Below are 17840 nucleotides of genomic sequence, written 5' to 3' on the forward strand. Positions count from 1 at the left end.
GACATTCATGCTCACAATATTGGCAATCCTAATTGGTTTGTTTTTTGCTTTTAATATAGGTGCAAGCGGTGCAGCTGCATCAATGGGTATTTCTTATGGAGCTGGCGTTATAAAAAACCGCCAGATTGCCCTTTTTCTTTGCGCGATCGCTGTCTTCCTTGGAGCATGGCTTGGCGGAGGAGAAGTAGTGAAAACCATTGGCAGCGGTATTGTTCCAAGCTCCACCTTTACAAATGCCATAGCGCTGGTCGTTTTAACAGCTGCTGCGACATCTCTGTTTCTAGCCAATGTCTTCGGCATTCCATTATCAACTAGCGAAGTGGCAGTCGGATCCGTTATAGGTGCTGGAATTGTATATCAGTCAGTATTTGTTGGGAAAATTGCCTGGATCGCGATGTTCTGGCTTTTGACTCCATTTGCTGCTTTCCTGATTGCGATTGCTGCGGCGTTTGTTTTGGAAAGAAAGTGGATTAAAAAATGGGTGACATCATCCAAAGCAGGTCCAATTCTTGCGGTTTTAGTTGTTTGCATGGGACTGTTTGAGGCATTTTCAGCTGGAATGAACAACGTGGCAAATGCCGTAGGTCCGTTAGTAGCAGCAGGGTTAATGACCACGAATAGCGGTATTCTGTGGGGTGGATTATTTGTCGCTCTCGGAGCAGCATTCTTAGGTCATAGAGTCCTTGAAACAAACGGCAAAAAAATCACATCACTAAGGCTTGAAGAGGGAAGCATTATTTCCGGAATCGGGGCTACAATCGTAACCACAGCATCCGTATTTGGCATTCCTGTGCCGCTTACTCAAATCACTACTTCTTCCATTATTGGCATAGGCTTTGCCAAACATGGGAAGAGCGTGTTGAAAAAAGATATCGTTGTTAAGCTTTTGACCGTTTGGATTGTGTCACCAGTATTATCCATGGTCATTTCTTATACATTAATCCAGCTTTTGATTGAACATAATATATATCCGATTGTTGCAATGGCGGGCGTGTTGATTTCAGTATTTGGAGTCATCTTCCTGATTAAGAAAAGCGCTGTAACCTCCGTATCGGAAAAAAATCAAACAAAAGAACTAAATTTGCTGAGAAAGGTTGATTGAAATGTCATTTTTACCAAAACCACATGGGGGAAAGTTAATTGATGCTTATAACCCTAGCTATGATCTTGCATCTGTAAACAAAGAAATTGAGATTGATAATATCGCCCTAAGCGATCTTGAATTAATAGGCGTCGGGTTGTTCAGCCCGTTAACCGGTTTTCTTGGAAAAGAAGATTATGAATCTGTTGTAAGCAGAATGAGACTGGCCGATGGCACTATTTGGTCCATCCCAGTAACACTTCCCGTTTCTTTTGAAATTGCTGGAGGCTTGCAGGAGGGCGAAGAAATTAAACTTGTCCATAACGGCAAAGCTTATGGCGTTATTAAGGTTTCCAGCTGGTATGAGCCGGATTTGGAAAAAGAAGCGATTGAAGTCTATAAAACTAACGAAACTGCCCATCCAGGTGTTAAGCGTCTTTTTGAAAGAGGCCCTGTTTATGTTGCAGGTGACGTTACTCTTGTGAAAAAGCCAGAAAAAGGTGTGTTCGGCGACGTTTGGTTTGAGCCGAAAGATACCCGTGCTCTTTTTGAAGGTAAGGGATGGAAAACAGTCGTTGGATTCCAGACTAGAAATCCAATCCACAGAGCTCATGAGTATATCCAAAAAGCAGCTCTTGAAACGGTAGACGGCTTGTTTGTTAATCCCCTAGTTGGTGAAACCAAGTCAGATGATATTTCTGCGGACGTACGCCTGAAAAGCTACCGTGTTCTTTTAGAAAATTACTATCCGCAAGATCGCGTCCAGCTAGGTGTATACCCAGCAGCGATGAGATATGCAGGCCCACGCGAAGCCATTTTCCATGCAATTGCGCGTAAGAATTTCGGATGCACACACTTTATCGTCGGCCGTGACCATGCAGGGGTTGGCAATTATTACGGCACATACGACGCTCAGCATATTTTCAGCAATTTTTCCGAAGAAGAGCTGGGCATCAAGCCTTTATTTTTTGAACATAGCTTCTACTGCACTAAATGTGAAGGCATGGCTTCTGATAAAACCTGCCCGCACAGCAAGGAAAACCGCGTGATTCTTTCTGGAACAAAGGTAAGAGAAATGCTTCGTGCAGGACAGCTTCCGCCATCCACGTTCAGCCGTAAGGAAGTAGTCGAAGTATTGATCGAAGGCATGAAAGAAGAATCAAGGGTCTAGGAGGAAGAATTCAATGTCAAAGTCAACTAACATTAAATGGCATGATACAGCCATTACTAAAAACGAACGTAAAGTAAATAACGGACATGGCAGCGCAGTATTGTGGTTTACCGGACTATCTGGTTCTGGTAAATCCACCCTCGCTAATGCCGTTTCAGCGAGTTTGTTTCAGAGGGGTATCCACGAATATGTTCTTGACGGAGATAATATCCGCCATGGACTTAACAAGGATTTAGGTTTTTCAGACCATGACCGTACAGAAAATATTAGAAGAATTGGGGAAGTATCGAAACTGTTCGTCGACAGTGGTACAATAGTAACCACAGCATTTATTTCACCCTTCCGTTCGGACAGGGACCAGGTTCGATCCTTATTTTCAGAAGGTGAGTTTATCGAAGTATTTGTCGATTGCCCGCTTGAGGAATGTGAACGCAGGGATCCTAAGAAGCTTTATGAAAAAGCACGCCGCGGTGAAATAAAAGACTTTACCGGTATCGATTCTCCTTACGAGGCTCCGGAAACCCCGGAACTGACTATACAGACCGGTTCATTATCAGTTGAAGAAGCGGTAGAAACGATTCTCAGCTATTTGACGGATCATAACATAATCTAAATAAAATAGAGTAAAAGGGTGGTGATGAAATGGCAGGAAAAGTATATTTAGTAGGAGCCGGCCCCGGGGATCCGGATTTAATTACGGTTAAGGGTTTACGACTTATTCAGGAAGCAGAAGTAATTCTCTATGACAGACTCGTAAATCCTGAACTTTTAAAGCAAGCAAAGAAGGATGCTCAGCTTGTTTACTGCGGAAAACTGCCACATCACCACGCAATGAAGCAGGAAACGATTAATCACTTTTTAGTAAAGTATTCGAAAAAGGGCCTAAACGTTGTCCGATTAAAGGGCGGAGATCCTTTTGTATTTGGCCGGGGCGGGGAAGAGGCTGAAGAATGTGCGAAACATGGCATCACCTTTGAAATCGTTCCAGGTATCACATCTGGTATTGCTGCGTCTGCCTATGCGGGCATACCAGTAACCCACCGGACATTAAGCCGCAGCTTTGCTTTCCTTACCGGCCACCAGATTGGTGATGTGGAAGCCGAACATCAGTGGGAACACTTAGCAAAGGCCGTTGATACGATATGTGTCTATATGGGAGTTTCCCATCTTCCTTCTATTAAAAATAAGTTAATCAAAGCCGGCAAGTCACCGATGACACCGATAGCTCTTGTCCATTGGGGGACTCTTGGCGTTCAGAAGACAGTAGTCGGCACATTAGAAACAATTGAAAACCGGGTAGAAGAAGAAGGCATTTCAAATCCAAGTATGATTGTCATTGGAGATGTTGTCAGGCTGCATCAAAAACTTCATTGGTTTGAAGAAGAAATTCAGCCACATCTTCCGGTTGTTCACGTTTAGTTTGAAAGGAGCTTTAATATGAAAGGGATTCTATTTATCGGACATGGAACACGTTCGAAAAAGGGAGCAGAAGAAGCAAGGCTTTTTATAGAAAGAGTGAAAGAGCGGATTGATGCACCCATTCAGGAGCTTTCTTTCCTGGAATTGACGGAGCCTTCAATTGAGGAAGGGTTTCGGGCTTGTGCAGAAAAAGGGGCAACAGAAATCACGGTTGTTCCATTGTTCCTGCTTGCAGCCGGTCATATCAAGTCTGATATCCCCCAAGCTCTAGCCCCTTTAATGAAAGAAAATCCCTCTATTAAAGTAACAATCAGTGATCCATTTGGGGTCCAGGACCTCATGCTGGATGCTGCAGCGGAGCTTGTAAGGAGCTCAGCACCTGATTTGTCAGATCAAGACTCTGTTCTGATTGTTGGCAGGGGAAGCAGTGACCCGGATACACTGAAGGATTTTTCAAAAATCGCTGAAGGAATTCGAAGCCGTTTGCCTGTAACAGAGGTTTCAGTATGTTATATGGCAGCTGCTTCACCTCGACTTGATGAAGGGCTTGAGGAGATTTCAAAAATTACGCGGGGACAGGTTATTCTTGTTCCTTACCTTTTATTTTCAGGTCTTCTATTAAATGAAGTAAACCAAAAGGTTCGCATCAGGCAAAAGCAAGGCCAGAACATCATACATACCGGCCAGCTAAGCAGGCATAGGGAAATCGAAAATATCGTAATTCAGCGTGCAACTAATAAATAGAGGTTATCCCCAGCGGATAACCTTTTTAGATTAACCACCTGTGGGTCGATTCATCTTCCAATAAGTTCTGATATTCGTGGTTTTTATTTAAAAAGATGTAACTTTTAGTCGATTTTGATGTATCTAACGCCAATAAATTAAACTTTTAAAGAAAAAACCCTTCCGACCAAAAGGATTTATGGCCACTATACCCCTTTATGCCCACAAATGAATTCGGAATGCACGAATTCTTTAAACAAATGCACGAATTCCTTAATTAAATGCACGAATTCCTTAATTAAATGCACGATTTTCTTAAACAAATGCACGATTTCCTTAAACAAATGCACGATTTCCTTAAACAAATGCACGATTCCCTTAAACAAATGCATGATTTCCTTAAACAAATGCATGATTTCCTTAACAAATGCACGATTTCCTTAACAAATGCACAAATTCCTCAAACGAAGACACCACTACTTTTTAGAGAACAGATAGCTTAGTTAATTTCTAAATTTGCAGCTTTTACATATGCAAAAAATAGACCAAGGCCCTTTGCTGCTATTATTAAAAATAATCCTATTCTAATAGAAAACTAGTATTTTCAGGAAAAAATTACTAACCACCGCTGGGGGCTGGACTCGAACTAGGTGAAGAAACAGTTGTAGGTTCGGAAGTAGAAGTTGACCGGTAGTTATTTACAGGAAGATATAGCGGCAGGGGAAGAAAGATGCTATTTAGTTAAAGGAACTGATGATCCGGAAATTGGAGAACAACTATATTTAATAGAAGTTAGGCGGCATTTTCTAGAGTATATGAAGAAGGATTTACACGTATCGAACTAAATGGATTTTTCCATTGAGAGTTGCTAAATATATTTGTTACGGTCAAAACCCTCGACATAGATAATCGAGGGTTCAAATTTGGTTACTTTTTTTTACCTCAAACCGAAATCCTTCATTTCTGAATGCGCGCTTATTTTTAAATCACGTATGGCTTTGCTTCAATCGTTTCTGCTTTTTCAACGGCTTCCTCTAGAGTTAAGCCGTAGAATCTGCTAGCGTGAAAGAATCGGCCGCTTTTCTTATCATCGACCAAAGCACCCACTGCTACACCCGGAATAACGCTTTCAACGGAGTTAGGAGCCTGCTGTCCTCCCAAATCTGTTCGGCACCAGTTTGGATCTGTAATATTGATCATCACATTAGTTCCTTCAAGCTTTGAAGCCAAATCCTTCGTATATTTATCAAGAGCAGCCTTACTAGCAGCATATGCAGACTGCTCTGGCTGGTTTTTAATGCCGCTTGTTGTATTGATAACGCGTCCAAATCCACGTTCAACCATTTTAGGCATTAAGCGGTTACATATGGTAGCTATAGATATAAAGTTGATTCTAAAGCTCATATCAAAATCTTCAACTGGTGTTTTCCAGTAATCATTTCTATATGCAATTTGAACAGCGGCATTGTTAAAAATAATATCAACTGGAGTTTCTTTGCCCTCAATTTCATCAAGCATCGCAACTACTTCATCATGGTTCGCAAGCTCCGCCTGAACGCTATAAGATTCTACACCAAGCTCTTTAACTTCTTCCTCAACTTTTTTCGTATGCTCCAGACTTCTGCTATGTAAGATAAGATTACAGCCTTGCTTTGCCATAAATATAGCCGTTTGATAACCTACACCTCGGCTAGCTCCGGTAATCAGTGCCCATCTTCCTTTTACGTTTTCCAAATTGGTTTCCTCCCAGGTAATAAGTTAAGTTAACGATAAGGTTAATACTATTCTATTTTACTTAATTCCAAAGAATTACACAAGAAACTTAGACTTATAGAAAGAATTTTAAAAAAATTAAGTAGGAAAATATTTATGAGTTGTTTAATATAGTAGGTAAATGTGAGGTGGAAAACATGTCAGAAACAATAAAAATCAGTAGCAGAAATTAAAGCGGATGGTTCTTTTAACCGTCAGACAAATAGATTTATCACTCCATTTGGAAATGGGCCAGATGATTTGCCTGTTGAGGCGGGGCGTTACCGTTTACTATGGTCGGCCGTTTGCCCCTGGGCACATCGCTCTGTGATTGTCCGAAGAATTTTAGGTTTGGAAGAAGTGATAAGTCTTGGAACAGCAAGTCCGATGCGGCCAAAAACTCCCCAGGTGGATTGGGAATTTTCCCTTGATGAGGGCAGTGTGGACCCGGTACTTGGCATTCGTTATTTAAGCGAGATTTATAAAAAAACTGACCCGGAATACAGCGGCCGTCCTACCGTTCCAGTGATCGTCGATCTACAGGAAACAAAGGTTGTAAATAATGATTATTTTAGACTAACAAACTATTTCGAGACGGTTTGGGCACCTTTTCATAAAGAAAATGCACCAGATTTATATCCGGAAAGTATCCGGGAGGAAATTGATTCTATAAACGGTATCATCTTCAACGATGTAAATAATGGAGTGTATAAATGTGGTTTTGCACAGTCCCAGGAAGCATATGAAGAGGCTTATGATACTCTGTTTACGAGACTCGATGAATTGGAGGACCGTCTTTCTACACAGAGATTCCTATTTGGTGATTTTATTACTGACTCTGATGTCCGTTTGTATTCTACTTTAATCCGTTTTGACGCTGCTTATTATGCCGCTTTTAAAACAAACCGAAATAGAATAGTCGATTTCCCTAACCTATGGGGATACTTGCGGGATTTATACCAAACTCCAGGCTTTGGGGACACAACAGATTTCCATGCGATTAAGGTACATTATCATTTGTCCAACCATATAGCGAGCAACGACCAAAAATCAGCAGGAATTTTACCAAAAGGGCCAGACCTGTCTGGTTTATATTCGAAACATAACCGCGAAGCGTTAAGTAAGAGTAAAGAAAAATTCCTAAGGGAAAGGTGAAACGATGATAATCCGTAATGCAAGGGAAAATGAATTAGCTTTTATACGGGAACAACGGGTTCAATCCTATAAGGAACATCACAAAAGCATTCCGCCTGAGCATTGGGAGTCCTTAAAGAAGGCTATTTCATCAGAGGCGGATATTCAGCCGGGGGTGGAACTAATAATAGCGGAATGGGATGGAAAGGTAACTGGAAGTGTTGCACTTTTCCCTGCCAAAACAGATGCTTACGAAGGGGCAGTTGAACTGCTGGATTACCCTGAAATCCGGATGCTGGCTGTTTCACCTGATACACGGGGAAGAGGAGTTGCGACAGCGCTGGTATCGGAATGTATCAGCCGGGCAAAAGCACAGGGCTTTACCGCAATTGGGCTGCATACCGGACAATTTATGGAGAGGGCTATCCTTTTATATGAAAGAATAGGTTTTGAACGGCAGCCAGAGTTTGACTTCGAACCTGCCAATGACGGGATCATTGTGAGAGCTTATAAGCTCAAAATTACATAATTTTATTATGCAAACTATATTATTAAAAAAAGCCTGAATTCTCCGATTCAGGCTTGTGTTTTGTATTCATCATAGTAAGCAAAATACTCTCTTACGAAGTTATAAAAAAGAGTTTCTGAAGGGGAGAGCTCACGATGTTTAGGCGTTATTAAACCAACGCTTCTTCTGACCTCTGGCTGAGTAATTTTGATCTTAACGGTATCTCTTGGAAGATTGTCATTAAGAGTTACCTCTGGTAATAATGTGACAGCCATACCCGAAGATACTAAGCCTTTTATTGCATCCAGGTCTTCACCCTCAAAGGGAATCATAGGCCGAAATCCGGCATGAAGACAAGCATCCTCGACAATTTTCCGAAGGATATAGCCCGGTGGAAACAAAACAAAAGATTCTCTCATTAATTTCAGCAGGGTAATCGTTTTTTCCTGTGCAAGTGGATGGCTTTTTGGCAAAAGTGCCATGAATTGTTCTGTAAAAAGTATATCTGTACGAATGTCAGGATCCCTTGACGGGACTGGACCAATAAAAGCTAAGTCAATCTCACGGTTTTTAACGGCATCTATTAAAAATTGATAAGATCCCTGCCGGAGATGGAAGCGTGCATCAGGGTATTTCTTTTTAAAGGCTGTTATAATACTAGGGAGAATATTACTTGCAAAGCTGGTTGGGAAACCAATTCGGATAGTTCCACGGTCAGGATCTATATATTCATCTACTAATTGCTTGGCATTATTTATCGCTTTTATCCCAATTGCTGCCTGTTTTGCAAATAGTTTTCCTATATGCGTTAACTTAATATTACGGCCATCTTTTTCCAAAAGCTGAACACCTAATTCAGCTTCTAAATTACTAATCTGGCGGCTGACGGCAGACTGGGCAACATGTAATTTTTCAGCTGCACTGGATACGTGCTCCTGTTTTGCAACTTCAATAAAATAGATTAATTGTCTGAGCTCCATATCCAAACCTCCAATACATATCAATTTGATATTAATTATATCAAAAAATTGTATTGTTAATATAGAAATTTATTATTAAGATAATAATTAGTAAAAAGAAAGAAAGTAAGTATTAAATATATTCCTGTTATTCCTTTAATTTTTAGTATATTGGTAAAACTTTATAAGAATATATTTTAATACGAAGAAGGGATGGTTAATATGAAGAAATTTCTTTTAGTAAGTTTAAGCCTTTTACTAGCTGTTGTGCTAGCGGCGTGCGGAACCAATAGTGATTCCAAAGAAACAAACGGCGCAGGAAAAGTTTATAAAGTTGGTGTTGATACAACTTATCCTCCTTTTGAATTTAAAGAGGGAGATCAATATAAAGGTATTGACATTGAACTAATTAAAGCGATTGCAAAAAACCAAGGCTTTAAAATTAATCTTACTCCAATGGATTTCGGCGGAATTATCCCAGCTATGCAAGCAAACCAGCTTGATGTAGCTATTGCTGGAATGAGTATTACCGATGAACGTAAAAAAGTAGTAGATTTCTCATCACCTTATTTTAATGCAGGATTAACAGTTGTTGTAAAAAAAGACAACAAGGACATTAAATCGGTTAACGATTTAAAAGGTAAAAAGGTAGCCGTTAAAAAAGGTACAACAGGTGCGAAATATGCACAAGATAATGCGTCTAAATTAGGTATCGAAGTAGTTCAATTTAATGATAGCCCTGCTATGTTCCAGGAAGTATCAAACGGCAATGCAGATGCTCTTATCGAAGACTACCCAGTTATCTCTTATGCGATTGCACAAAAAGATCTTGGACTTAAAATTGTAGGTGACCGCCTGAATGGCGACCAATATGGTATCGCTGTATTAAAGGGCCAAAACCAGGATGTTTTGAAAAAGATCAACAAAGGTCTTGCCGAGTTGAAAAAAGACGGAACATATGACAAGATCATAAAGACTTACCTAGGTAAATAAGCTATCGGGCGCGCTTTAAGCGCGCTTTGTTTTTAGAAAGGAGTATTACCAATGGATATTATTGCTTCAGCAATTCCTCTTTTATTAAAGGGTCTTGAAGTAACCATATATATATTTATCATTGCGATTATTTTAGGATTTTTAATCGGTTTAGTGGTAGCGCTGTTAAGGCTTGCTCCTTTAAAAATCCTCAACTGGATTGGTATTGTTTATGTTAATGCTATCCGAGGAACGCCATTTATTGTTCAGTTGTTTTTTATCTACTTCGGAGTCAATTCACTGCATTGGATTTCACTCAATAGTACTATCGCTGGTATCATTACAGTAGCAATTAATGCTGGTGCCTACTTTGCCGAGATTATTCGCGCTGGAATCCAGTCAATCGATAAAGGGCAATCAGAAGCAGCAAGATCTCTTGGTCTTACAGGTTCACAGGCAATGCGCCATGTCATCCTGCCACAGGCTTTTAGAAGAATGCTGCCAACGATTACAAACCAATCAATTATATCTTTAAAAGATACATCCCTGTTATCTATTATCGGAATAGCCGATTTAACACAGCAGGGACAAATTCAGGCGTCAGCTACCTTTGAAGCATTCAAAATCTGGCTGACAGTCGGGTTAATTTACTTTATCATTATCTACCTTATTTCTGCCCTGGCTAGTTTCATTGAGAGGAGGTTTGAACTGCGATGAGTATGATTTCTGTTAAGAATCTGAAAAAGTCTTTTGGAATCGTTGAAGTCCTAAAGGATATTAACGCAGAAGTCCAGGAAAAAGAGGTTATCTGCGTTATTGGGCCATCAGGATCAGGAAAAAGTACATTCCTCCGGTGTTTGAACCGTCTCGAAGATATTTCCGGCGGAGAGGTTGTTATTAATGGCAATAACATCACCGACCCTAAAGTCAACATCAACAAAGTACGCCAAGAAGTAGGGATGGTTTTTCAGCAGTTCAATCTTTTCCCTCACAAAACAGTTTTAGAAAACATCACGCTTGCTCCTATGAAAGTCCGCTCCGCTGGAAAAGCAGAAACAGAAAAAAGAGCATTGGAGCTGCTGGATAAAGTTGGCCTTCGCGAAAAAGCAAACAGCTATCCAGGCGAGCTTTCCGGTGGCCAAAAGCAGCGTGTTGCCATCGCAAGAGCACTTGCAATGAATCCTAAAATTATGCTTTTTGATGAGCCAACTTCGGCACTTGACCCAGAAATGGTAGGAGATGTTCTGGAGGTCATGCAGCAGCTTGCTAAAGAAGGGATGACCATGGTCGTTGTGACTCACGAGATGGGCTTCGCTAAAGAAGTAGGAGATCGGGTTATTTTTATGGACGGCGGCTATATCGTAGAAGAAAATACTCCAGATGAGCTGTTTGGCAATCCTCAGCATAACCGTACAAAGTCCTTTCTAAGCAAGGTACTAAACCACATATAACTTCAAATCCAACGTCTTCAATCCAAAAAGGGTTGAAGGCTTTTTTAATTATGCGTTTGCCTTTTTTTATTTATAAAGTTATAAATAAGGTACCAAATTACTTGCAGGAGGATATAAGTTGCCATTAGGACATTTAGGAACATTACTCGTAGATCAGCAGCTTCAATTATCATCCAAAATAAGCCATAGGTTGAATGAGAGATATACTCAGTTTTTAAATGAATCCAGTATCGAGGATCAGGAGATTGTCAGATGGAGGGGGAAGCTTATCGAGTATATTGGTAGGGCCCTTATTTCTAATCAGCCTGAGAATGTGTGGGAACAATTAACCGACTGGGCCCAACAAACGGGTGCCGGAGCGGCCCAGTATAATGTAGGAATTGATGAACTCATGAAAACGATAAAGGTTTACCGTGAGGTGATCTGGGAATTTGTTGAAAGTCAGGATAATGATGAGCTGAACTTCAAGTCCTTTTTACAAATAAATAAAATAATCGATTCATTTTTGGACCAGACAGCTTATGTATTTAGTACTTCCTATGTGAAGCAGCACGCAAAAAACCTGAGTTTTGTGAGACAATCCATGCTTGAAATTTCTGCACCCATTGTTTCTGTTTCCGACAATATTGCGGTTCTTCCATTGGTAGGGGAGATCGATACTGACAGGGCTAAGGTTTTAATGGAAACAGCACTAGAAAAATGCAGTGAGCTAAAGAATACGGAATTAATCATTGATTTATCCGGAGTACCAATAGTGGATACTATGGTTGCCGATCAGCTGTTTAAAATAGCACATTCCCTGAATTTAATTGGTGTAAAACCAACATTTATTGGCATTCGGCCGGAAATTGCCCAAGCGGTCGTTAATTTAGGAATTGATTTTTCAAACATCAGTATACTATGGGGAATTTAAAGCAAGCGCTAAAACAAAGATTTTAAAGCCTATCAAATGGATAGGCTTTTTTGATTGTAACTTCATTATTAATGAAATTTTTCTCTACAAAGTAAGGCACTTTGTCTGCACAACAAATCCATTTCTCTACATTTGCAAATTTTTCGTTTAATTTTATTTTAAACCCATTCATCCGCAATGGAGCTATTATCCGCGATATCGCTGGCGGCGTTTGTGATAGCCTGAGCTAATGTACTGCCTGCAGCACATACCTCATTAAAGCAAACCTCGCTGTCTCCATTTGTTTTATAGGTAACACCATGCTCTTCTAATTTTTTAACAATCAGCATCGCGTGGTCAATGTTTTGCTCTGGCTGAAATTCGGAAACTGGAATAAAAATATTGTTTTCAAAATCATACCATCGGTCCCATCTATTTAATTTCCAGCCAAATATTCTTCGTGCGATGATTTCTGTTTTGTTCATAAGCTTTGACCTCCTATTTCCCCGGATTTAAATATTTTATCATTGTCATGGTTAGGACTGATTAAACTTTTTGTCCATTTTTCGAATTTAAAAAAGACAGCCTCCAATCGAAGACTGTCATTTGACAGAACCTTTTTTTATGCAGTTTTATCATCCTTGAGCTCTATTTGATTTTGTATAGCCCTGAGCAAATCATTCGCCTTTGAGCCCAGCATCATGGCTAGTTCTTCAAATAGTTCATCTCTTTTTAAATCTAATTCTATGATTTGCTTCGCTAATATAATCCCTCTGGAATGTTCCATTTTTCATTAACTCCTTCTTAATATTATAATTTCAGAATCAATGGCAGGACTGGAACTAAAATAGATAGCACCACAGCAGAAGTAATCATCGCTGCGCTGCCCATCGCTCCTTCTTCTTCACCCCAGAGAAGGGAGCGGTTCGCTCCTAGCATTTGTGCAGATGTACCCATTGCCAAGCCTTTGGCCGCTTTGCTTTTTATTCCTAAACCTTTAAATAAATGAGGACCGATTGTTAAAGAAATGAGGGCGGATAAAACAACAAAGAAAACGGTTGTTGATGTAATGCCTCCCAGATCCCTTGAAATCGTTAAAGCAATAGGAAGGGTGACGGATTTTGGTATTAACGAAGCGATTAATTGATGTTTCAAGTGAAAAAGGCTGGCCAAAACTCCTGCAGATAGAACTCCCATAAGGGTACCGGAGAAGACCCCCATAAGAATTTTTTTATAGTTTGTCTTTAAAAAGGCCCATTGTTTAAATAAAGGAACAGCCAGTGAAACAACAGCCAGCTGCAATAGCTGATTAAAAATACGGCTGCCTTCTTGATAAGAATCCTCCCGAATATGCCCAGAAAACATTAATAAAATCAAAAGAATCGAAGATGTATATAAAGGATTCAACCAGTTTTTTTGATATTTTACATAAAGCCATAAACCCGACAAATAGCATAAAAGGGTGAACACCACGCAGAGAAGAATATTTTCTGTATAAGTAATCATTTTGGATTTCTCCTTTTTATTTTTTCATACCATTCTACAAAAATAGCTGTGCCTAACAGACTGCAAATACTGCTTATAATTAAAATAAGAATGATACTCCAATTTAATATCTCACCTAAACGGGCGGATAAGAAGAGACTGACAATGGGCGGTATAAAGAGCAAGGTAAGATGTTTTAGCTGAAAAGAAGCTGCTTTTTCAATCCAATCCAATTTAATTACTCCTGTTAAAAGGAACAGGAAGAGGAGAAGCATGCCGGCAACGCTCCCCGGTAAAGGAAGATGAAAGGCAGCAACCGTGCTGTAACCCAGCAAAAGGAAGCCAAAAATAATCAAGAGCTGAAAAAACCAACTAAGTTTCACAATATCTGTCCTCCAATTGGTTAACTATGTCAGTTAGCATAAAGCATTTAAAGACGGGTTTCATTAAATGTGTCAAAAGATCTGACATAGTTTTTTAGAAACGATTAAGACAATGTAAGAAATACTTACAAAGAAAAACAGCCTCCGATTGCAGAGACTGTTCATCGTATTAACAATTTTTTAATGACTTTTCTTTCCTTCAGTAAATGCATTATAAAAATGGTTAATCCACCTAAAAAAGGGTATTGATTAATACAACCTTTTAAAGGAGGTGGCACACCATGAAAATCGAAGTGAAATGTGATGTTGAAAATTGTAAGTATTGGGCTGAAGGTGATCAATGTGTAGCTGACTCCATTCTTGTTGTTGCACATAATGGAGATAAAGCTGAAAATGTGATGGAGACAGCTTGTAAAACCTTCGAAAAGCGTTAATTAGTAAAAAGATTTATCAAACTGGACAGCAACGGTTGTCCAGTTTTTTCTTTTTTTTGATGTTATATGACTACTAACCGACCCGCAGTAGTGCGTCTGTCTATACATCTTTTTATTCTGTTTTTGCTTTTTCTACACATTACTCCAAATAAAACTATCCCTCATCACAATGGAGTAACAGAAGCGTTAGAGAAGCATCATATATTCCTCTAAGTATAAAACACAAACCTTCCAAAGTTCGCTCTATTTCCCATTATCTAGAAAAAAGTTAAACATTAATCTGCACCTAATAGGTATAATTGATATTAAAAAATAGATATCAGTATAATTGGGAGAAGATTAATGATGAAATGGTCAGATATACCTTATTTATGGCAAGAAACATTGAACATGGCATGGGAATCCTTCCTGGATGGGTCACGTCCAATAGGGGCAATAGTGGTTAATGAAGAGGGAGAAATCATTTCTAGTGGGAAAAGTTCCGCTATGAAAGAGACCGGTGGTGCGGTGATTTTTCATAATGAACTAGCACATGCAGAGGTAAATGCATTATTAAAGCTTGATAATCGTATACATAAGCAAGTGAATGGATATACCTTATACTCTTCGTTGGAGCCCTGCCCACTATGTTTTGGCGCTTTTTACATGAGTGGTATTCGAAACCTGAAATATGCTGCTAAAGACAAATACGGCGGCAGCACAAATCTGAAAGGAACAACTCCTTACCTTAGTCGGAAGCCAATAAAGATAGAAGGCCCTTTTCCAGTATTAGAGAATCTATCTATTTTACTCAATTCTTATTATGATTTTTCTATTGATTACGAGAAATCCCATCCTGTACATTTGGGTATGACTGAGGATTATCCTGAAGCAATGAATCTGGCAAAGAAATGGGTATTAGAAGAAAAATTAAAAAATCCTCATCTATATAAAATTGAAGATGTTTACCATCTCATGTTGAAAGAATTAAACTCCTTTGAAATAGTTTAGGTACTTTGTTAAAGGAGGCAAATCTGCCTCCTTTAATTTTTTGTTTTTGCATTTAATACCTAGGATGCTTTTGCATAAAATACAAAAACCACACTGCATGATTTTGTTCATCTGCTGCTGCCCGGCGGAACGTTCGCTTAATAAATTGATCCTGAGCTCTTTCAGATACCTCATGATAAAAATCTACGGTTTCCTGCTCATCTTTAAAAGCAAATTCCAAACCCGGTTTATAGGCATTGGGACAGCCTTCCTGTATTTCCGTTCTTGGCTGCCTTCCTGTCAAATTGGTGTAAATTCTGACAAACTCCTCAAAATGGCGTCTTTCGTCCTTTTGAATCTCACGAATTCGCCTTCTTTCACTCTGTGACCCTGCCATTTGAGCAAGCCTTTCATAACAGGCAATGGCACTATACTCACCATTAATTGCTTTTTGAATATCGTTCACTAATTGAGTGTCAACCGGCGCTCTATAAGAATCATAAAAGTAAGGATTATTATTATAAAAGTGATAATCTGAATACATAATAGGGACCTCCCGCGTTTATCATTATCAAATTATCGTATGTTTTATAAATAGGCTGGTGTGCAGGTCCTCACAAAACTTATCAATAATTTTTAAAGTAGATCTGTTAAATTCCCCTGTTGATTTACGCTTCAGGCGCTCACTTTCCGCTGGTGTTCGGGACCCTGTCAAAGTTAAGCGTCTAACGCCTCAAGGTCGCTTTAGACCTAAGGTTTAAGTAAGAACGACTGCATCTGCAGGCCCTTCGACACAAAGGTGAGTGCTAGTTCCGACGTCGCCATAGGAAGTGGTGATTTTTAGCCGGCCAGCACTTATCGGGACTGAACCAGGCGTTTCCGTTCTTCTTTGTCCTCGGAACTTTTGCTCCCAATCGGGTACCCTTTGTCACTTTTCCCCAAGGACGTTGATTCTGTTTCCTTGAATTAACACCGCACGAAGGAAATGCTTTACATTTCCGATGAACCCGCAGCTTCCGCTCCATCAATATGATGCTAAATCAACAATGAGCTTTAACTGAGACTTAAAAATAAAACTAGCTTAAATTTTAGGGGAGTATTGTTCATATCTTGGATTTATATAATAGGGCGGTCTAAGACCGATAAGAGGCAGTTTATAAGAGACAGGATTTGAATTATAAAGTACTTCTACTTTTTCCTCAGATTGATTGATTAGTAGTAACTTTATTTCTCGACTATATTGATAGTTTTGCATTCCATTTCCTCCTTAATTAAGTTTTTCCTTCAAAGGCTGGTTCTCAAAATTCCAATTTATTCTTCACTTTATTCATTCCTTTAGCTGAAGGTACCCGTATGTATTTCCCTAATTGCCATGCACTTTATAGCCCAATTAACATATTGTAATTCGGACTTCAATTTTTATCAGGAGGATTTTTATGCCCGAAGGAAATAGGAACAATCAATACCCCATGTATCCCAACTATGGAAAAATAACTCGATATGAGGATGTAGCCTTAACTGTTCCTGAGCAGCGCCAGCTTCGTCAGCCAGGTGTAGAAAGCTTGATGGTCCCAAGACCCATTATTGAAAATCCTAATTATCAAGGAAGTGGAAAATTAAAAAGAAAAGTCGTTCTCATTACAGGAGGAGACAGTGGGATAGGTGCTGCAGCAGCTATTGCATTTGCCAAGGAGGGTGCAGATGTCGCCATTTCTTATTTAGATGAGCACGAGGATGCAAATCGCACAAAAAGAAGAATTGAGGAAATTGGCCAGCGCAGCTTATTGCTTCCAGGTGATTTAAGAGAAAAGCAGCAGTGTATCGATATAGTAGAGAAAACGATACAAACCTATGGCCGGTTAGATGTGTTATGTAATCACGTTGGAATACAATTTCAACAGCATAGCCTGCTTGATATAACAGATGAACAGTTTGATGACACCTTTAAAGTGAATATTTACTCCCATTTTTATACAACGAGAGCGGCATTGTCCTACTTAAAAGCGGGAAGTTCCATTATAAATACCGCTTCAGTAGTTGCATATTATGGGCATGAACAATTGATTGATTATACCGCCACAAAAGCAGCAATTGTTGGTTTTACAAGGTCATTAGCTAATAATTTAGTGAAAAAGGGGATACGTGTAAATGCGGTAGCTCCCGGCAGGTTTTGGACTCCACTTATCCCATCCAGTTTCTCAGCAGATGAAACCGCTTTAGCAGGAAATCCAATGGATCGCCAGGGCCAGCCGTTTGAACTTGCACCAACCTATGTCTATTTAGCCTCTGACGATTCACGCTTTGTAACAGGTCAAACTTTACACGTTAACGGGGGACAGGTTACATCATCCTAAACCCAGGCGTTTCTGCAAATGGCAGAGACGCCTTTTTATTACAAAGAGATTCCTGCAGCAGCGATAAGGACAGAAGCTTAATGAGAAGGAAATGAGTTTTAATGCAATTGTAATAATATCCATAATTGTTTTATTTGGTTTTGGTTGTAAATT

General features: G+C 39.6%; 23 protein-coding genes. 15 read left to right on the forward strand and 8 right to left on the reverse strand.

Going from position 1 to position 17840, the window contains the following annotated elements; all coding sequences use genetic code 11:
* The first annotated feature begins 7 nt into the window (after positions 1-7).
* The 6 genes from cysP to AC3WR0_RS05905 all read left to right on the forward strand — a co-directional run bounded on the left by cysP (position 8) and on the right by AC3WR0_RS05905 (position 5239).
* Positions 8-1102: a sulfate permease gene (gene cysP / locus AC3WR0_RS05880; RefSeq protein ID WP_492551426.1), complete on the forward strand. Its 1095-nt coding sequence runs from the start codon at positions 8-10 to the stop codon at positions 1100-1102.
* Between the two features lies 1 nt (position 1103).
* Positions 1104-2252, forward strand: coding sequence for a sulfate adenylyltransferase (gene sat / locus AC3WR0_RS05885; RefSeq protein ID WP_492551427.1), 1149 nt, complete (start codon positions 1104-1106; stop codon positions 2250-2252).
* Positions 2253-2265: 13 nt separating this feature from the next.
* A complete protein-coding gene (cysC, locus tag AC3WR0_RS05890; protein ID WP_492551428.1) occupies positions 2266-2865 on the forward strand; it encodes an adenylyl-sulfate kinase in 600 nt (199 codons plus the stop codon).
* A 29-nt stretch (positions 2866-2894) separates the two neighbouring features.
* Positions 2895-3671 carry a uroporphyrinogen-III C-methyltransferase gene (gene cobA / locus AC3WR0_RS05895; protein WP_492551429.1) on the forward strand — a complete coding sequence of 259 codons (777 nt, stop codon included), beginning with the start codon at positions 2895-2897 and terminating at the stop codon, positions 3669-3671.
* A gap of 18 nt (positions 3672-3689) precedes the next feature.
* A complete protein-coding gene (locus tag AC3WR0_RS05900) occupies positions 3690-4415 on the forward strand; it encodes a sirohydrochlorin chelatase (RefSeq protein ID WP_492551430.1) in 726 nt (241 codons plus the stop codon).
* A 662-nt stretch (positions 4416-5077) separates the two neighbouring features.
* A complete protein-coding gene (locus AC3WR0_RS05905; RefSeq protein WP_492551431.1) occupies positions 5078-5239 on the forward strand; it encodes a hypothetical protein in 162 nt (53 codons plus the stop codon).
* A gap of 136 nt (positions 5240-5375) precedes the next feature.
* Here the strand turns inward: AC3WR0_RS05905 and AC3WR0_RS05910 are convergent, their stop codons facing one another.
* Positions 5376-6128, reverse strand: coding sequence for an SDR family NAD(P)-dependent oxidoreductase (locus tag AC3WR0_RS05910; protein ID WP_492551432.1), 753 nt, complete (start codon positions 6126-6128; stop codon positions 5376-5378).
* 207 nt (positions 6129-6335) lie between these two features.
* Between AC3WR0_RS05910 and AC3WR0_RS05915 the strand changes: the two genes are divergently transcribed.
* Together AC3WR0_RS05915 and AC3WR0_RS05920 are read left to right on the forward strand one after the other, a co-directional pair.
* Positions 6336-7301: a glutathione S-transferase family protein gene (locus tag AC3WR0_RS05915; protein WP_492551566.1), complete on the forward strand. Its 966-nt coding sequence runs from the start codon at positions 6336-6338 to the stop codon at positions 7299-7301.
* A gap of 4 nt (positions 7302-7305) precedes the next feature.
* Positions 7306-7809, forward strand: a complete 504-nt coding sequence (locus tag AC3WR0_RS05920) for a GNAT family N-acetyltransferase (protein ID WP_492551433.1) — start codon at positions 7306-7308, stop codon at positions 7807-7809.
* Positions 7810-7856: 47 nt separating this feature from the next.
* On the opposite strand, the gene gltC is transcribed toward AC3WR0_RS05920, so the two are convergent.
* Positions 7857-8768, reverse strand: coding sequence for a glutamate biosynthesis transcriptional regulator GltC (gene gltC / locus AC3WR0_RS05925; RefSeq protein WP_492551434.1), 912 nt, complete (start codon positions 8766-8768; stop codon positions 7857-7859).
* Positions 8769-8969: 201 nt separating this feature from the next.
* Here gltC and AC3WR0_RS05930 point away from each other — a divergent pair, with 201 nt between their 5' ends.
* The 4 genes from AC3WR0_RS05930 to AC3WR0_RS05945 all read left to right on the forward strand — a co-directional run bounded on the left by AC3WR0_RS05930 (position 8970) and on the right by AC3WR0_RS05945 (position 12083).
* The gene (locus AC3WR0_RS05930; protein WP_492551435.1) at positions 8970-9740 is read left to right on the forward strand and encodes a transporter substrate-binding domain-containing protein; all 771 of its coding nucleotides are present in this window, start codon (positions 8970-8972) and stop codon (positions 9738-9740) included.
* 51 nt (positions 9741-9791) lie between these two features.
* Positions 9792-10436, forward strand: coding sequence for an amino acid ABC transporter permease (locus AC3WR0_RS05935; protein ID WP_492551436.1), 645 nt, complete (start codon positions 9792-9794; stop codon positions 10434-10436).
* Positions 10433-11170, forward strand: a complete 738-nt coding sequence (locus tag AC3WR0_RS05940; RefSeq protein ID WP_492551437.1) for an amino acid ABC transporter ATP-binding protein — start codon at positions 10433-10435, stop codon at positions 11168-11170. Before AC3WR0_RS05935 ends, AC3WR0_RS05940 begins: the two co-directional genes overlap by 4 nt.
* A 118-nt stretch (positions 11171-11288) precedes the next feature.
* A complete protein-coding gene (locus AC3WR0_RS05945) occupies positions 11289-12083 on the forward strand; it encodes an STAS domain-containing protein (protein WP_492551438.1) in 795 nt (264 codons plus the stop codon).
* Between the two features lie 158 nt (positions 12084-12241).
* On the opposite strand, the gene AC3WR0_RS05950 is transcribed toward AC3WR0_RS05945, so the two are convergent.
* The 4 genes from AC3WR0_RS05950 to AC3WR0_RS05965 all read right to left on the reverse strand — a co-directional run bounded on the left by AC3WR0_RS05950 (position 12242) and on the right by AC3WR0_RS05965 (position 13930).
* Positions 12242-12547: a BC1872 family protein gene (locus tag AC3WR0_RS05950; RefSeq protein WP_492551439.1), complete on the reverse strand. Its 306-nt coding sequence runs from the start codon at positions 12545-12547 to the stop codon at positions 12242-12244.
* Positions 12548-12684: 137 nt separating this feature from the next.
* Positions 12685-12849: a hypothetical protein gene (locus tag AC3WR0_RS05955; RefSeq protein WP_492551440.1), complete on the reverse strand. Its 165-nt coding sequence runs from the start codon at positions 12847-12849 to the stop codon at positions 12685-12687.
* A gap of 23 nt (positions 12850-12872) precedes the next feature.
* Positions 12873-13568: an LrgB family protein gene (locus tag AC3WR0_RS05960; RefSeq protein WP_492551441.1), complete on the reverse strand. Its 696-nt coding sequence runs from the start codon at positions 13566-13568 to the stop codon at positions 12873-12875.
* On the reverse strand, positions 13565-13930 hold the full coding sequence (locus AC3WR0_RS05965) for a CidA/LrgA family protein (protein ID WP_492551442.1): 366 nt from the start codon (positions 13928-13930) through the stop codon (positions 13565-13567). Before AC3WR0_RS05965 ends, AC3WR0_RS05960 begins: the two co-directional genes overlap by 4 nt.
* A gap of 281 nt (positions 13931-14211) precedes the next feature.
* Between AC3WR0_RS05965 and AC3WR0_RS05970 the strand changes: the two genes are divergently transcribed.
* Positions 14212-14364, forward strand: a complete 153-nt coding sequence (locus AC3WR0_RS05970) for a DUF1540 domain-containing protein (RefSeq protein ID WP_492551443.1) — start codon at positions 14212-14214, stop codon at positions 14362-14364.
* A 342-nt stretch (positions 14365-14706) separates the two neighbouring features.
* The gene (locus AC3WR0_RS05975; protein ID WP_492551444.1) at positions 14707-15354 is read left to right on the forward strand and encodes a nucleoside deaminase; all 648 of its coding nucleotides are present in this window, start codon (positions 14707-14709) and stop codon (positions 15352-15354) included.
* A gap of 52 nt (positions 15355-15406) precedes the next feature.
* On the opposite strand, the gene AC3WR0_RS05980 is transcribed toward AC3WR0_RS05975, so the two are convergent.
* Together AC3WR0_RS05980 and AC3WR0_RS05985 are read right to left on the reverse strand one after the other, a co-directional pair.
* The gene (locus tag AC3WR0_RS05980; protein ID WP_492551445.1) at positions 15407-15877 is read right to left on the reverse strand and encodes a ferritin-like domain-containing protein; all 471 of its coding nucleotides are present in this window, start codon (positions 15875-15877) and stop codon (positions 15407-15409) included.
* A gap of 537 nt (positions 15878-16414) precedes the next feature.
* The gene (locus AC3WR0_RS05985; RefSeq protein ID WP_492551446.1) at positions 16415-16588 is read right to left on the reverse strand and encodes a hypothetical protein; all 174 of its coding nucleotides are present in this window, start codon (positions 16586-16588) and stop codon (positions 16415-16417) included.
* Between the two features lie 181 nt (positions 16589-16769).
* On the opposite strand from AC3WR0_RS05985, the gene AC3WR0_RS05990 reads away from it, so the two are divergent.
* Positions 16770-17687: an SDR family oxidoreductase gene (locus AC3WR0_RS05990; protein WP_492551447.1), complete on the forward strand. Its 918-nt coding sequence runs from the start codon at positions 16770-16772 to the stop codon at positions 17685-17687.
* Positions 17688-17840 lie beyond the last annotated feature (153 nt).

The organism is Neobacillus sp. FW104-15D2, assembly GCF_058790155.1.

Coding starts and splice junctions, on each gene's coding strand:
- AC3WR0_RS05930 (WP_492551435.1), top strand. CDS start 8,970: ATGAAGAAATTTCTTTTAGTAAGTTTAAGCCTTTTACTAGCTGTTGTG.
- gltC (WP_492551434.1), bottom strand. CDS start 8,768: ATGGAGCTCAGACAATTAATCTATTTTATTGAAGTTGCAAAACAGGAG.
- AC3WR0_RS05935 (WP_492551436.1), top strand. CDS start 9,792: ATGGATATTATTGCTTCAGCAATTCCTCTTTTATTAAAGGGTCTTGAA.
- cysP (WP_492551426.1), top strand. CDS start 8: ATGCTCACAATATTGGCAATCCTAATTGGTTTGTTTTTTGCTTTTAAT.
- AC3WR0_RS05960 (WP_492551441.1), bottom strand. CDS start 13,568: ATGATTACTTATACAGAAAATATTCTTCTCTGCGTGGTGTTCACCCTT.
- AC3WR0_RS05990 (WP_492551447.1), top strand. CDS start 16,770: ATGCCCGAAGGAAATAGGAACAATCAATACCCCATGTATCCCAACTAT.
- AC3WR0_RS05970 (WP_492551443.1), top strand. CDS start 14,212: ATGAAAATCGAAGTGAAATGTGATGTTGAAAATTGTAAGTATTGGGCT.
- AC3WR0_RS05975 (WP_492551444.1), top strand. CDS start 14,707: ATGATGAAATGGTCAGATATACCTTATTTATGGCAAGAAACATTGAAC.
- sat (WP_492551427.1), top strand. CDS start 1,104: ATGTCATTTTTACCAAAACCACATGGGGGAAAGTTAATTGATGCTTAT.
- cysC (WP_492551428.1), top strand. CDS start 2,266: ATGTCAAAGTCAACTAACATTAAATGGCATGATACAGCCATTACTAAA.
- AC3WR0_RS05985 (WP_492551446.1), bottom strand. CDS start 16,588: ATGCAAAACTATCAATATAGTCGAGAAATAAAGTTACTACTAATCAAT.
- AC3WR0_RS05940 (WP_492551437.1), top strand. CDS start 10,433: ATGAGTATGATTTCTGTTAAGAATCTGAAAAAGTCTTTTGGAATCGTT.
- AC3WR0_RS05950 (WP_492551439.1), bottom strand. CDS start 12,547: ATGAACAAAACAGAAATCATCGCACGAAGAATATTTGGCTGGAAATTA.
- AC3WR0_RS05920 (WP_492551433.1), top strand. CDS start 7,306: ATGATAATCCGTAATGCAAGGGAAAATGAATTAGCTTTTATACGGGAA.
- AC3WR0_RS05900 (WP_492551430.1), top strand. CDS start 3,690: ATGAAAGGGATTCTATTTATCGGACATGGAACACGTTCGAAAAAGGGA.
- AC3WR0_RS05955 (WP_492551440.1), bottom strand. CDS start 12,849: ATGGAACATTCCAGAGGGATTATATTAGCGAAGCAAATCATAGAATTA.
- AC3WR0_RS05980 (WP_492551445.1), bottom strand. CDS start 15,877: ATGTATTCAGATTATCACTTTTATAATAATAATCCTTACTTTTATGAT.
- cobA (WP_492551429.1), top strand. CDS start 2,895: ATGGCAGGAAAAGTATATTTAGTAGGAGCCGGCCCCGGGGATCCGGAT.